At 49.1% G+C, this 14,329-nt stretch carries 13 protein-coding genes; 12 read left to right on the top strand and 1 reads right to left on the bottom strand.

Features of this window, described 5'->3' with window-relative positions; translation table 11 throughout:
* Positions 1-200 precede the first annotated feature (200 nt).
* The 8 genes from fimE (at position 201) to fimH (ending at position 7,879) form a co-directional block, all read left to right on the top strand.
* Positions 201-797: a type 1 fimbria switch DNA invertase FimE gene (fimE, locus tag A9587_RS07805; RefSeq protein ID WP_000044701.1), complete on the top strand. Its 597-nt coding sequence runs from the start codon at positions 201-203 to the stop codon at positions 795-797.
* Positions 798-1,276: 479 nt separating this feature from the next.
* Entirely contained in the window at positions 1,277-1,831 is a 555-nt protein-coding gene (gene fimA, locus A9587_RS07815; protein ID WP_085448609.1) for a type 1 fimbrial major subunit FimA, read from the top strand.
* Positions 1,832-1,897: 66 nt separating this feature from the next.
* Positions 1,898-2,437 (top strand): fimbrial protein, encoded by a 540-nt coding sequence (locus A9587_RS07820; protein WP_105263731.1) that lies wholly within the window; start codon positions 1,898-1,900, stop codon positions 2,435-2,437.
* Positions 2,438-2,473: 36 nt separating this feature from the next.
* Positions 2,474-3,199, top strand: coding sequence for a type 1 fimbria chaperone FimC (fimC, locus tag A9587_RS07825; RefSeq protein WP_001517673.1), 726 nt, complete (start codon positions 2,474-2,476; stop codon positions 3,197-3,199).
* A 66-nt stretch (positions 3,200-3,265) separates the two neighbouring features.
* On the top strand, positions 3,266-5,902 hold the full coding sequence (fimD, locus tag A9587_RS07830) for a fimbrial usher FimD (RefSeq protein ID WP_000120906.1): 2,637 nt from the start codon (positions 3,266-3,268) through the stop codon (positions 5,900-5,902).
* A 9-nt stretch (positions 5,903-5,911) separates the two neighbouring features.
* The gene (fimF, locus tag A9587_RS07835) at positions 5,912-6,442 is read left to right on the top strand and encodes a type 1 fimbria minor subunit FimF (RefSeq protein WP_000837649.1); all 531 of its coding nucleotides are present in this window, start codon (positions 5,912-5,914) and stop codon (positions 6,440-6,442) included.
* A gap of 12 nt (positions 6,443-6,454) precedes the next feature.
* Positions 6,455-6,958 carry a type 1 fimbria minor subunit FimG gene (gene fimG / locus A9587_RS07840; RefSeq protein ID WP_000872022.1) on the top strand — a complete coding sequence of 168 codons (504 nt, stop codon included), beginning with the start codon at positions 6,455-6,457 and terminating at the stop codon, positions 6,956-6,958.
* Positions 6,959-6,976: 18 nt separating this feature from the next.
* Positions 6,977-7,879 (top strand): type 1 fimbria D-mannose specific adhesin FimH, encoded by a 903-nt coding sequence (gene fimH, locus A9587_RS07845; protein ID WP_010378345.1) that lies wholly within the window; start codon positions 6,977-6,979, stop codon positions 7,877-7,879.
* A 184-nt stretch (positions 7,880-8,063) separates the two neighbouring features.
* Here the strand turns inward: fimH and gntP are convergent, their stop codons facing one another.
* On the bottom strand, positions 8,064-9,407 hold the full coding sequence (gntP, locus tag A9587_RS07850; protein ID WP_000558241.1) for a gluconate permease GntP: 1,344 nt from the start codon (positions 9,405-9,407) through the stop codon (positions 8,064-8,066).
* Between the two features lie 339 nt (positions 9,408-9,746).
* Between gntP and uxuA the strand changes: the two genes are divergently transcribed.
* From uxuA to iraD, 4 genes are all read left to right on the top strand, one after another.
* Complete coding sequence (uxuA, locus tag A9587_RS07860; RefSeq protein WP_001517676.1) at positions 9,747-10,931, top strand: mannonate dehydratase; 1,185 nt, start codon at positions 9,747-9,749, stop codon at positions 10,929-10,931.
* Between the two features lie 80 nt (positions 10,932-11,011).
* Entirely contained in the window at positions 11,012-12,472 is a 1,461-nt protein-coding gene (locus tag A9587_RS07865) for a fructuronate reductase (protein WP_016262830.1), read from the top strand.
* Between the two features lie 214 nt (positions 12,473-12,686).
* The gene (gene uxuR, locus A9587_RS07870) at positions 12,687-13,460 is read left to right on the top strand and encodes a Uxu operon transcriptional regulator (RefSeq protein ID WP_000833695.1); all 774 of its coding nucleotides are present in this window, start codon (positions 12,687-12,689) and stop codon (positions 13,458-13,460) included.
* A gap of 409 nt (positions 13,461-13,869) precedes the next feature.
* Positions 13,870-14,262 (top strand): anti-adapter protein IraD, encoded by a 393-nt coding sequence (gene iraD, locus A9587_RS07875; protein WP_001517680.1) that lies wholly within the window; start codon positions 13,870-13,872, stop codon positions 14,260-14,262.
* Positions 14,263-14,329: the final 67 nt, after the last annotated feature.

Consider the following 14,329-nt stretch of genomic DNA (forward strand, 5'->3'; position numbering starts at 1 on the left):
GTTATATTGAATTAAATCAATGAAAATAGATTTTGTCACATCAGTGATATTTTATTTTTGTATGATATTTAATGTGAACGTCTGATAATCGCTCAATGTCGTGTGTGATTATCTTTTTATCTATTGGGCTAATTTTAACCGATTGAGGTTTTCCTATAGGTATTCATTCAAATATAACCCAGTTCAGGAGTACTACTATTGTGAGTAAACGTCGCTATCTTACCGGTAAAGAAGTTCAGGCAATGATGCAAGCGGTTTGCTATGGGGCAACGGGTGCCAGAGATTATTGTCTTATTCTGTTGGCATATCGGCACGGGATGCGTATTAGTGAGCTACTTGATCTTCATTATCAGGATCTTGATCTCAATGAAGGCCGGATAAATATTCGTCGGCTGAAGAACGGATTTTCTACTGTCCATCCACTACGTTTCGACGAGCGTGAGGCTGTAGAACGCTGGACCCTTGAACGTTCTAACTGGAAAGGTGCTGACCAGACCGATGCCATATTTATTTCTCGTCGTGGAAGCCGACTTTCTCGCCAGCAGGCCTATCGCATCATTCGTGATGCGGGTGTTGAAGCTGGAACCGTGACGCAGACTCACCCTCATATGTTAAGACATGCTTGCGGTTATGAACTGGCCGAGCGCGGTGCAGATACTCGTTTAATTCAGGATTATCTGGGGCATCGAAATATTCGCCATACTGTGCGTTATACCGCCAGTAATGCCGCACGTTTTGCCGGATTATGGGAAAGAAATAATCTAATAAATGAAAATTTAAAAAGAGAAGAGGCTTAATGTAACCTATTGATAAAAAAATAAAAAATTAGATTAATACAAGACAATTGGGGCCATTTTGACTCATAGAGGAAAGCATCGCTCGCTTACTTATTTAGTTTATTCGTTGGATTAATGAACTTTATTTAATTGATTTTATAGATTTTTATGCTATATGAGGTGGTTTTTGAAGAGAAGAATGAGGAAGTTGCTTCGAGAGTCAGAAACGCTATCTTTACGTAACGCGGAGGCAATGTGAAATTAATTTACAAGAGAAATAATTTACATATCAAATGGTTAGCTGGTTTTCGTCGATTTTTTATATTTTTATGCTTGAGAAAAAACACAAAACTTTTTTATGATATGGACAGTTTGGCCCCAAATGTTTCATTTTTTTGGGGAAAACTGTGCAGTGTTGGCAGTCAAACTATCTATCTGAACAAAGTGTACAGAACGACTGCCCATGTCGATTTATACGTAGATTTAAAAAGGAAAGCAGTATGAAAATTAAAACTCTGGCAATTGTTGTTCTGTCGGCGCTGTCCCTCAGTTCTACAGCGGCTTTGGCCGATACTACTCCCACGACGGTAAATGGTGGGACCGTTCACTTTAAAGGGGAAATCGTTAATGCTGCTTGTGCGGTTGATGCGGGTTCTGTTGATCAAACCGTTCAGTTGGGCCAGGTTCGTACTGCTACTCTGAAGCAGGCTGGAGCAACCAGCTCTGCTGTCGGTTTTAACATTCAACTGAATGATTGCGATACTGCTGTTGCAAGCACAGCCGCTGTTGCCTTCTTGGGCACAGCGATTGACAGCACTAATCCTAAAGTACTGGCTCTGCAGAGTTCTGCTGCAGGTAGCGCAACAAACGTTGGTGTGCAGATCCTTGACAGAACAGGCAATGCGCTGACGTTGGACGGTGCGACATTTAGCGCACAAACAACCCTGAATAATGGCACTAACACCATTCCGTTCCAGGCGCGTTATTATGCAATCGGGGAGGCAACCCCGGGTGCTGCTAATGCGGATGCAACCTTCAAGGTTCAGTATCAATAATCCACTCAGGTTTTAGGGAAATAATTATGGGCAAGGATGCCCGCCCCCTGCGCGATAAAAATAACGATGAAAAGGACGAAATTATTTCTAGTAGCGTCGTTACTGCCGATGTTTGCACTGGCCGGAAATAAATGGAACACCACGTTGCCCGGTGGAAATATGCAATTTCAGGGCGTCATTATTGCGGAAGCTTGCCGGATTGAAGCAGGTGACAAACAAATGACGGTCAATATGGGGCAAATCAGTAGTAACCGGTTTCATGCGGTAGGGGAAGATAGCGCCCCGGTGCCGTTTGTTATTCATTTACGGGAATGTAGCACGGTGGTGAGTGAACGTGTGGGCGTGGCGTTTTACGGTGTCGCTGATGGCAAAAATCCGGATGTGCTTTCTGTGGGTGAGGGGCCGGGAATTGCAACCAATGTTGGTATTGCCTTGTTTGATGACGAGGGAAACCTCGTACCGATTAATCGTCCACCAATACACTGGAAACGGCTTTACTCAGGCGCGACTTCGCTACATTTCATTGCTAAATATCGCGCAACAGGGCGTTGGGTTACTGGCGGCATGGCTAATGCTCAGGCCTGGTTCTCCTTAACCTATCAGTAATTGTTCAGCAGATATTGTGATAACAGGAACAGGACAGTGAGTAATAAAAACGTCAATGTAAGAAAATCGCAGGAAATAACATTCTGCTTACTGGCAGGTATCCTGATGATCGTTGCAATGATGCTTGCCGGACGCGCTGAAGCGGGAGTGGCATTAGGTGCGACTCGCGTAATTTATCCGGCAGGGCAGAAACAAGTTCAACTTGCCGTGACAAATAATGATGAAAATAGCACTTATTTAATTCAATCATGGGTAGAAAATGCTGATGGTGTAAAGGATGGTCGTTTTATTGTGACGCCACCTCTGTTTGCGATGAAGGGAAAAAAAGAGAATACCCTGCGTATTCTTGATGCCACAAATAATCAATTGCCGCAGGATCGGGAAAGTTTGTTCTGGATGAATGTAAAAGCGATTCCGTCAATGGATAAATCAAAATTGAACGAGAATACGTTACAGCTCGCGATAATCAGCCGCATTAAACTCTATTACCGCCCGGCTAAATTAGCGTTGCCACCCGATCAGGCCGCAGAAAAATTAAGATTCCGTCGCGGCACAAATTCTCTGACGCTGATTAACCCGACACCCTATTACCTGACGGTAACAGAGCTTAATGCCGGAACTCGGATTCTTGATAATGCATTGGTGCCTCCAATGGGCGAAAGCACGGTTAAATTGCCTTCTGATGCCGGAAGCAGCATAACTTATCGAACAATAAATGATTATGGTGCACTTACCCCAAAAATGAAGGGCGTAATGGAATAACGCAGGGGGAATTTTTCGCCTGAATAAAAAGAATTGACTGCCGGGTGATTTTAAACCGGAGGAATAATGTCATATCTGAATTTAAGATTTTACCAGCGAAACACGCAATGCTTGCATAATCGTAAGCCTTGTCTGGCTGGTTTTTTTATCCGGCTCTCTGTTGCCTGTGCATTTGCTGCACAGGCACCTTTTTCATCTGCCGAACTCTATTTTAACCCGCGCTTTTTAGCGGATGATCCTCAGGCTGTTGCCGATTTATCGAGTTTTGAAAATGGACAAGAATTACCGCCGGGAACGTATCGTGTCGATATCTATATGAATAATGGTTATATGGCAACACGAGATGTCACGTTTAATACGGGGGAGAGTGAACAAGGGATTGTCCCTTGTCTGACACGCGCACAACTCGCCAGTATGGGGCTGAATACGGCCTCTGTTTCCGGTATGAATCTGCTGGCGGCTGATGCCTGCGTACCATTAACTTCGATGATCAATGAAGCCACTGCGCATTTAGATGTTGGCCTGCAGCGGCTTAACCTCACGATCCCGCAGGCATTTATGAATCAGCGTGCGCGTGGCTATATTCCACCAGAGTTGTGGGATTCAGGTATTAATGCCGGATTACTCAATTATAACTTCAGTGGAAATAGTGTGCAGAATCGGATTGGGGGTAACAGCCATTATGCATATTTAAACCTGCAGAGTGGGTTAAATATTGGTGCGTGGCGTTTACGCGACAATACTACCTGGAGTTATAACAGTAGCGGCAGTTCATCAGGTAGCAAAAATAAATGGCAACATATCAATACCTGGCTTGAGCGAGACATAATTCCGTTACGTTCTCGCCTGACGTTGGGCGATGGTTATACCCAGGGCGATATTTTCGATGGTATTAACTTTCGCGGCGCACAGTTGGCCTCAGATGACAATATGTTACCCGATAGCCAGAGAGGATTTGCCCCGGTGATCCACGGTATTGCACGTGGTACTGCACAAGTATCTATTAAACAGAACGGGTATGACATTTATAATAGTACGGTGCCACCGGGGCCTTTTACTATTAATGATCTCTATGCCGCAGGTAATAGTGGTGACTTGCAGGTAACGATTAAAGAGGCCGACGGCAGCACACAGATCTTTACCGTACCCTATTCGTCAGTACCGCTCCTGCAGCGTGAGGGACATACACGTTATTCCATTACGGCTGGAGAGTACCGCAGTGGTAATGCGCAACAGGAAAACCCCCGCTTTTTCCAGAGTACGTTACTCCACGGCCTCCCGGCTGGCTGGACAATATACGGCGGTACTCAACTGGCGGATCGTTATCGTGCTTTTAATTTCGGTGTCGGGAAAAACATGGGGACATTGGGGGCTCTGTCCGTGGATATGACGCAGGCTAATGCCACACTTCCCGATGAAAGTCAGCATGACGGACAATCAGTGCGTTTTCTTTATAACAAATCGCTCAATGAGTCAGGCACGAATATTCAGTTAGTGGGTTACCGCTATTCGACCAGCGGATATTTCAATTTCGCTGATACAACATACCGCCGAATGAATGGCTACAACATTGAAACGCAGGATGGTGTTATTCAGGTTAAGCCGAAATTCACCGACTATTACAACCTCGCTTATAACAAACGCGGAAAACTACAACTTACTGTCACTCAGCAAGTTGGGCGCACATCAACACTTTATTTGAGTGGTAGCCATCAGACTTATTGGGGAACGAGTAATGTCGATGAGCAATTCCAGGCCGGATTAAATACCGCATTCGAGGATATCAACTGGACGCTCAGCTATAGCCTGACGAAAAACGCCTGGCAAAAAGGACGAGATCAGATGTTGGCTCTTAACGTCAATATTCCTTTCAGCCACTGGCTGCGTTCTGACAGTAAATCTCAGTGGCGACATGCCAGTGCCAGCTACAGCATGTCACACGATCTCAATGGTCGGATGACCAACCTGGCCGGTGTATACGGTACGTTGCTGGAAGACAACAACCTAAGCTACAGCGTACAAACCGGATATGCCGGAGGTGGCGATGGGAATAGCGGAAGTACAGGCTACGCAGCGCTGAATTATCGCGGCGGTTATGGCAATGCCAACATAGGTTACAGCCATAGCGATGATATTAAGCAGGTCTATTACGGAGTCAGCGGTGGGGTATTGGCCCATGCCAATGGCGTAACGCTGGGGCAGCCGTTAAACGATACGGTTGTGCTGATTAAAGCGCCTGGAGCAAAAGATGTAAAAGTCGAAAACCAGACAGGTGTTCGTACCGACTGGCGCGGTTATGCCGTGCTGCCTTATGCCACTGAATATCGGGAAAATAGAGTGGCACTGGATACCAATACCCTGGCTGATAACGTCGATTTAGATAACGCGGTCGCTAACGTTGTTCCCACCCGTGGGGCAATCGTGCGAGCAGAGTTTAAAGCGCGCGTTGGGATAAAACTGCTCATGACGCTGACCCACAATAATAAGCCGCTGCCGTTTGGTGCGATGGTCACATCAGAGAGTAGCCAGAGTAGCGGCATTGTTGCGGATAATGGCCAGGTTTACCTCAGCGGGATGCCTTTAGCGGGAAAAGTTCAGGTGAAATGGGGAGAAGGGGAGAATGCTCACTGTGTCGCAGATTACAAACTGCCACCTGAGAGTCAGCAGCAGTTATTAACCCAGCTATCAGTTGAATGTCGTTAAGGGGGCGTGATGAAAAGCAAACCTTTTTATCTTCTGTGCGCTTTTTTGTGGCTGGTTGTCAGTCACGCTTTGGCTGCGGATAGCACGATTACTATCCGCGGCTATGTCAGGGATAACGGCTGTAGTGTGGCAGTTGAATCAACCAATTTTACCGTTGATTTGCTGGAAAATGCGGCGAAGCAATTTAACAACATTGGGGCGACGACTCCGGTCGTTCCTTTTCGTATTTTGCTGTCACCCTGTGGTAATGCCGTCTCTGCTGTAAAGATCGGATTTACCGGTGTTGCAGATAGTCATAATTCCAACCTGCTTGCACTTGAAAAGACTGTGTCAGCGGCTGCGGGACTGGGAATACAGCTTCTGAATGAGCAACAAAATCAGATACCACTTAATGCCCCATCGTCCGCGATTTCGTGGACGACCCTGACGCCGGGTAAACCAAATACGCTGAATTTTTACGCCCGGCTAATGGCGACACAGGTGCCTGTCACTGCGGGGCATATCAATGCCACGGCAACCTTCACTCTTGAATATCAGTAACTGGAGATGCTCATGAAATGGCGCAAACGTGGGTATTTATTGGCGGCAATGTTGGCGCTCGCAAGCGCGACGGTACGGGCAGCCGATGTCACCATTACGGTGAATGGTAAGGTCGTCGCCAAACCGTGCACAGTTTCCACCACCAATGCCACGGTTGATCTCGGCGATCTTTATTCTTTCAGCCTGATGTCTGCCGGAGCGGCATCGTCCTGGCATGATGTTGCGCTTGAGTTGACGAATTGTCCGGTGGGAACGTCCAGAGTCACCGCCAGTTTCAGCGGGGCGGCTGACAGCACCGGATATTATAAAAACCAGGGAACCGCGCAAAACATCCAGTTAGAGCTACAGGATGACAACGGCAACACATTGAACACCGGCGCAACCAAAACTGTTCAGGTGGATGATTCCTCTCAATCTGCGCACTTTCCGTTGCAGGTCAGAGCATTGACGGTAAATGGTGGTGCCACCCAGGGAACCATTCAGGCAGTGATTAGCATCACCTATACCTACAGCTAACCCGAAGAGATGATTGTAATGAAACGCGTTATTACCTTGTTTGCTGTACTGCTGATGGGCTGGTCGGTAAATGCCTGGTCATTCGCCTGTAAAACCGCTAATGGTACGGCTATTCCTATTGGCGGCGGCAGCGCCAATGTCTATGTTAACCTTGCGCCCGCAGTGAATGTGGGGCAAAACCTGGTTGTGGATCTTTCGACGCAGATCTTTTGCCATAACGATTACCCGGAAACCATTACAGACTATGTAACACTGCAACGAGGTTCAGCTTATGGCGGCGTGTTATCTAATTTTTCCGGAACCGTAAAATATAATGGCAGTAGCTATCCTTTTCCTACCACCAGCGAAACGCCACGCGTTGTTTATAATTCGAGAACGGATAAGCCCTGGCCAGTGGCGCTTTATCTGACGCCTGTCAGCAGTGCGGGCGGAGTGGCGATTAAGGCTGGTTCATTAATAGCCGTGCTCATTTTGCGCCAGACCAACAACTATAACGGCGATGATTTCCAGTTTGTCTGGAATATTTATGCCAATAACGATGTGGTGGTGCCTACCGGTGGTTGTGATGTTTCTGCGCGAGATGTCACCGTCACTCTGCCGGACTACCCCGGCTCGGTGCCGATTCCTCTTACTGTTTATTGTGCGAAAAGCCAAAACCTGGGGTATTACCTTTCAGGTACAACCGCAGATGCGGACAACTCGATTTTCACCAACACGGCGTCGTTTTCGCCAGCACAGGGCGTCGGCGTGCAGTTGACGCGCAACGGTACGATTATTCCAGCGAATAGCACTGTGTCATTAGGGGCAGTAGGGACTTCAGCGGTAAGTCTTGGGTTAACGGCAAATTACGCACGTACTGGAGGGCAGGTGACTGCAGGTAATGTGCAGTCAATTATTGGTGTGACTTTTGTTTATCAATAAAGAAATCACAGGGGTTGCCAATGCGAGTACGCAATATTTGCCTGATGGCTATCAGGCTTACAAAACCTGTATGTTAGCTTTTTGTAGGCCAGATAAGACGCGCCAGCGCCGCATCTGGCATAAACAAGGCGCACGTTGCCAACCATCCGAACTGAGCCTGCCAATGGCAGGCTCTGATATTCCTTTACGCCACCATACTGATAATCAACACAATAATCAGCCCAACCACGGAGTTGACCAGCTCCAGCAGACCCCAGGTTTTCAGGGTGTCTTTTACTGACAGATCAAAATAACCTTTGAACAGCCAGAAAGAGGCATCGTTAATGTGGGTGAGGGTGTTGGAACCCGCGGCAGTTGCCAGAACCAGCAGCGCCGGATTTACACCAACCAATTGACCGGTTGCCGGATCAAGAATTGCGGCACTGATAATCCCGGCGGCGGTCATCGCTGAAACGACACCCTGACCAGTCGCCAGACGAATCAGCACGGTGATCAGCCACGCCATGATGTATGGAGAAATGTTGCCGTGCGACATCAGCATGCCGATGGTGTCACCAATGCCTGTGTCGATAATGGTTTGCTTCAGCACGCCGCCTGCACCGATGATCAGAATCACCATCGCAATACTTTTTACCGCGCTTTCAAAGGCGTTCATCACCCACTGCATGTCGTGGCCGCGTGCGGTGCCAAAGAGTACGAACGCAACCACCATCGCGATAAACATCGCAATTGGGGAGGAACCAATAAAGTTAACCACTTCCCATGCCGGTGTGTCTTTTACTAACCAAATATTAGCGATGGTGGTGGAGATCATAATGATCGCCGGGATCAACGGCACAAGAATGGAAATGCCGAAAGAGGGCAGGTTATTCATATCTACCGGTTGATCCGCTTTCAGGAATGACGGCGTTGGGCGCTCAAGATTACCGAGAAACTTCGGCAGGATCAGCCCCGCACAGATAACGCTGGGAATAGTCACCAGCACGCCATAGATGTAAACCATCCCCATATCTGCGCCGTAAGCATTGACCAGCGCCACCGGACCCGGCTGCGGTGGGAACAGTGAATGTGCGGTGGTTGCAGCCGCTACTGCCGGGATAGCCAGTTTCAGGAAGGGAATTTTAGCTTCGGCGGCAATCACGATCACCAGCGGTGCCAGCATGATAAAGGCCACTTCATAGAACATCGCCAGACCGAAAATCAGGCCGATGATGATCACCGATATCTGAACATAGCGCAGGCCGAGACGCGCCAGCAGCGTGTGCGCTATCTGGTGAGCCGCACCAGAGTCAACCATCAGCTTACCGATGACCGCACCGAACACCACGATGATCGCCAGTTCCCCCAGCGTGTTGCCAAAGCCCGCTTTCATGGTGTGCAGCAGCGACATCAGATCCATACCCGCCAGCATCCCAACGGACAACGCTGCCACCAGCAAAGCCACCATCGAGTTGATCTTGAACTTCAAATTCAGTACCAGCATCAGGCCGATGCCGAATACCACCCAAAGAATGTTAAGCACATGCATAACGTTTTACCTTACCTGGTTGAACCATTGCTATTTTGGGCGACATGTTATGCAAATTGGTCAACCATTGTTGCGATGAATATCACATCCCCCGATCAATAACCGCTGAATACCCTTTGCTGTAATTTGCATCAACCTGTGTGAGAGTGGATTTCTTGTGATGTGGTTAACCAATTTTAGAATTCGGGTTGACATGTCTTACCAAAAGGTAGAACTTATACGCCATCTCATCCGATGCAACGCCACGGCTGCGGTCTGGTTGTTCATCCGGATACCTAAACAACTCCGGGGTTCCGCGTCTCTTCGCTGTGGAACCCGCTATGTGAAAGAGGAAATATCATGGAACAGACCTGGCGCTGGTACGGCCCTAACGATCCGGTTTCTTTAGCAGATGTCCGTCAGGCGGGCGCAACTGGCGTGGTTACCGCGCTGCACCATATCCCGAACGGCGAAGTATGGTCCGTTGAAGAAATCCTCAAACGCAAGGCTATCATTGAAGACGCGGGCCTGGTGTGGTCTGTCGTGGAAAGCGTGCCAATTCACGAAGATATCAAAACTCACACTGGCAACTATGAGCAGTGGATTGCTAACTATCAGCAGACCCTGCGCAACCTGGCGCAGTGCGGCATTCGCACCGTGTGCTACAACTTCATGCCGGTTCTCGACTGGACCCGTACTGACCTCGAATATGTGCTACCGGACGGCTCCAAAGCACTGCGCTTCGACCAGATCGAATTTGCTGCATTCGAAATGCACATCCTGAAACGTCCAGGCGCAGAAGCGGATTACACCGAAGAAGAAATTGCTCAGGCAGCAGAACGCTTCGCCACCATGAGCGATGAAGACAAAGCGCGTCTGACTCGTAACATCATTGCGGGTCTGCCGGGCGCGGAAGAAGGCTACACCCTCGATCAGTTCCGTAAGCACCTGGAACTGTACAAAGATATCGACAAAGCCAAACTGCGCGAAAACTTTGCTGTCTTCCTGAAGGCGATCATTCCGGTTGCGGAAGAAGTTGGCGTGCGCATGGCTGTTCACCCGGACGATCCGCCGCGCCCGATCCTCGGCCTGCCGCGCATCGTTTCCACCATTGAAGATATGCAGTGGATGGTTGACACCGTAAACAGCATGGCGAACGGTTTCACCATGTGTACCGGTTCTTACGGCGTGCGTGCTGACAACGATCTGGTTGATATGATCAAGCAGTTCGGTCCGCGTATTTACTTCACCCATCTGCGTTCCACCATGCGTGAAGAAAACCCGAAAACCTTCCACGAAGCGGCGCACCTGAACGGTGACGTTGATATGTACGAAGTGGTGAAAGCGATCGTTGAAGAAGAGCACCGTCGTAAAGCGGAAGGCAAAGAAGACCTGATCCCGATGCGTCCGGACCACGGTCACCAGATGCTGGATGACCTGAAGAAGAAAACCAACCCTGGTTACTCCGCTATTGGTCGTCTGAAAGGCCTGGCCGAAGTTCGCGGTGTCGAACTGGCGATCCAACGCGCTTTCTTTAGCCGTTAATACTCACCGGCATGGCTTCGCGCCGTGCCGGTTCCTTCTTCCTTGCCGTCACTCTCTGAAGACGGATTCTGGAGTTTACGATGACTACTATTGTTGACAGCAATCTGCCGGTTGCCCGCCCGTCATGGGATCATTCTCGTCTGGAATCACGCATTGTGCATCTCGGTTGCGGGGCGTTCCACCGCGCGCACCAGGCGCTGTATACCCACCATTTGCTGGAAAGCACCGACAGCGACTGGGGGATCTGCGAAGTTAACCTGATGCCAGGTAACGACCGCGTGCTGATCGAAAACCTGAAAAAACAGCAACTGTTGTATACCGTGGCGGAAAAAGGCGCAGAAAGCACCGAGCTGAAAATTATCGGTTCGATGAAAGAAGCGCTGCACCCTGAAATCGACGGTTGCGAAGGCATTCTGAACGCGATGGCGCGTCCGCAGACGGCAATTGTTTCCCTGACTGTCACGGAAAAAGGCTACTGTGCCGACGCGGCAAGCGGTCAGTTGGATCTCAATAACCCGCTGATTAAGCACGATCTGGAAAACCCGACCGCGCCGAAGTCTGCAATTGGTTACATCGTAGAAGCCCTGCGTCTGCGTCGTGAAAAAGGGCTGAAAGCTTTTACGGTGATGTCTTGCGACAACGTGCGTGAGAACGGTCATGTGGCGAAAGTCGCAGTACTGGGACTGGCTCAGGCTCGTGATCCGCAACTGGCGGCATGGATTGAAGAGAACGTGACTTTCCCGTGCACAATGGTTGACCGCATTGTTCCGGCGGCTACTCCTGAAACATTGCAGGAAATTGCTGACCAGTTGGGCGTTTACGATCCGTGTGCCATTGCCTGCGAGCCGTTCCGTCAGTGGGTGATTGAAGATAACTTCGTCAATGGTCGCCCGGACTGGGATAAAGTCGGCGCACAGTTCGTTGCGGACGTTGTTCCGTTCGAAATGATGAAACTGCGTATGCTTAACGGCAGTCACTCTTTCCTGGCGTACCTCGGTTACCTCGGTGGTTATGAAACCATCGCTGATACCATGACCAACGCGGATTATCGCAAAGCGGCCTTTGCTCTGATGATGCAGGAACAAGCGCCGACGCTGTCGATGCCGGAAGGTACAGACCTGAACGCGTATGCGACGCTGCTGATCGAGCGTTTCAGCAACCCGTCTCTGCGTCATCGCACCTGGCAGATTGCGATGGACGGCAGCCAGAAGTTGCCGCAGCGTCTGCTGGATCCTGTTCGCTTGCATTTGCAAAACGGCGGTAGCTGGCGTCATCTGGCACTCGGTGTCGCGGGCTGGATGCGTTACACCCAAGGGGTTGATGAGCAAGGCAACGCCATCGACGTGGTCGACCCGATGCTGGCGGAGTTCCAGAAGATCAACGCGCAATATCAGGGGGCGGAACGTGTGAAAGCTCTGCTGGGTCTGAGCGGTATTTTTGCCGATGATCTGCCGCAGAACGCGGACTTTGTTGGCGCGGTGACGACTGCATATCAGCAACTGTGCGAACGTGGTGCGCGTGAGTGCGTGGCTGCTCTGTAACTGACTGATTACCCTACAGACTGACTGGTCAATCAAATTTATATTTGGTTGACCAGTTTTCGTTTTTTTGCCCACCTGTACGTGCCAACTTCCAGTGCAAATGGTATAGTTTGAGATTAACGGGTGCCGTAAAATTGCCCGTTGTAGGCCGGATAAGGCGTTCACGCCGCATCCGGCAAAAATTTGATTAACCGCACCTAACGGACACAACACCATGAAATCTGCCACCTCTGCGCAAAGACCTTACCAGGAAGTCGGGGCAATGATCCGCGATCTGATCATTAAGACGCCGTACAATCCTGGCGAACGGCTGCCGCCGGAGCGTGAGATCGCAGAAATGCTCGACGTCACGCGTACTGTGGTACGTGAAGCATTGATCATGCTGGAGATCAAAGGGCTGGTAGAAGTACGCCGTGGTGCCGGTATCTATGTTCTTGACAGTTCCACCAGTAAGAGTGCGGACAGCGCAGATGTTAACGCCTGCAACGACGCTGGTCCTTTTGAGCTGTTACAGGCGCGCCAGTTGCTGGAGAGCAACATAGCCGAGTTTGCCGCCTTGCAGGCAACACGGGAAGACATTGTGAAAATGCGCCAGGCATTGCAGCTTGAAGAACGCGAACTGGCTTCCAGTGCGCCGGGCAGCAGCGAAAGCGGTGACATGCAGTTTCACCTCGCCATTGCCGAAGCAACCCATAACAGTATGCTGGTGGAGTTGTTCCGTCAGTCCTGGCAGTGGCGGGAAAACAATCCGATGTGGATCCAGTTGCACAGCCATCTGGATGACAGCTTATACCGCAAAGAGTGGCTGGGCGATCACAAACAGATCCTCGCGGCGTTAATCAAAAAAGACGCCCGTGCGGCGAAGCTGGCAATGTGGCAGCATCTGGAAAATGTGAAACAGCGTTTGCTGGAATTTTCCAACGTCGATGATATCTATTTTGATGGTTATCTCTTTGACTCCTGGCCATTGGATAAAGTTGACGCCTGAACCCTTATTTCTGGTGCAAAGTTGAGCTGCTTTGCACCGGGTCTTGTAGCCATGTAATAACATATATTATTAATAATAAACTATGAATAATTTAATAATTACTTATTACATATCTTTTATAAATATTATATCTCTATTTAAATCTGAGTAATCATTCGGAATAATCAAAATATATTGATTTGTTTCTATCTGATTTAGTGATTTTTATCAAATTATATCTTTTTAAATAAAAAGTAAGTGGATCTTCATTTCTGTTCAGGGTCTTATACTTCGCGGGCAAGAATTAGGCCTGTATCAGTCACGGACGTAATGAGCAAAAAGGAATGACTATGGAAAATGAGCATCAACTCAGTGGTATCCTGCCGTCAGGGCAAGATATCGATGCCGCTAAACGTCAGGAGTGCGCAAAATGATGCGCCAATTACTTCAGACCGTATTACCTGAAAAAACAGGAAGCAATACATCATTGCTGCGTGATTCCGTATGCCAGGATCTCTTTCAACTTTTTAATTCTCCTCATTCACCGCTACCAACATTACTTGTTTCTGGCATGCCTGAGTGGCAAGGGCATAATAAGTGCGACAAACGTCTCCAGAGTTGGTATTGCCGCCAGTTGCGTTCCGCTCTTTTATTTCATGAACCACGTATTGCAGCATTGCAGGTGAGTCTGAAAGAAGTATATTGCCACGATCTGGCAATCAGTCTGGAGATGATGCTGTACCACGACGATGAACCGCTAACATTGGAATTGATCTGGCAGCATGGCGGTTGGTGCAGTGCGATGTTGGGGAAAGTCAGCTAAATACAATCTCCTGCGTTTTACTCAGTCAGCCACCCGTGCGGGCATTCTACGTCTATTCGGGCGGCTG

The sequence above is a fragment of the Escherichia sp. MOD1-EC6162 genome (assembly GCF_002965125.1).
In the GTDB taxonomy this organism is placed as follows: domain Bacteria; phylum Pseudomonadota; class Gammaproteobacteria; order Enterobacterales; family Enterobacteriaceae; genus Escherichia; species Escherichia marmotae.

Bases quoted from the DNA above. Each gene is read 5' to 3' on its own strand.
- fimH (WP_010378345.1), top strand. From the start codon at position 6,977: ATGAAACGCGTTATTACCTTGTTTGCTGTACTGCTGATGGGCTGGTCG.
- gntP (WP_000558241.1), bottom strand. From the start codon at position 9,407: ATGCATGTGCTTAACATTCTTTGGGTGGTATTCGGCATCGGCCTGATG.
- uxuR (WP_000833695.1), top strand. From the start codon at position 12,687: ATGAAATCTGCCACCTCTGCGCAAAGACCTTACCAGGAAGTCGGGGCA.
- fimA (WP_085448609.1), top strand. From the start codon at position 1,277: ATGAAAATTAAAACTCTGGCAATTGTTGTTCTGTCGGCGCTGTCCCTC.
- fimD (WP_000120906.1), top strand. From the start codon at position 3,266: ATGTCATATCTGAATTTAAGATTTTACCAGCGAAACACGCAATGCTTG.
- fimF (WP_000837649.1), top strand. From the start codon at position 5,912: ATGAAAAGCAAACCTTTTTATCTTCTGTGCGCTTTTTTGTGGCTGGTT.
- fimG (WP_000872022.1), top strand. From the start codon at position 6,455: ATGAAATGGCGCAAACGTGGGTATTTATTGGCGGCAATGTTGGCGCTC.
- iraD (WP_001517680.1), top strand. From the start codon at position 13,870: ATGATGCGCCAATTACTTCAGACCGTATTACCTGAAAAAACAGGAAGC.
- A9587_RS07820 (WP_105263731.1), top strand. From the start codon at position 1,898: ATGAAAAGGACGAAATTATTTCTAGTAGCGTCGTTACTGCCGATGTTT.
- uxuA (WP_001517676.1), top strand. From the start codon at position 9,747: ATGGAACAGACCTGGCGCTGGTACGGCCCTAACGATCCGGTTTCTTTA.
- A9587_RS07865 (WP_016262830.1), top strand. From the start codon at position 11,012: ATGACTACTATTGTTGACAGCAATCTGCCGGTTGCCCGCCCGTCATGG.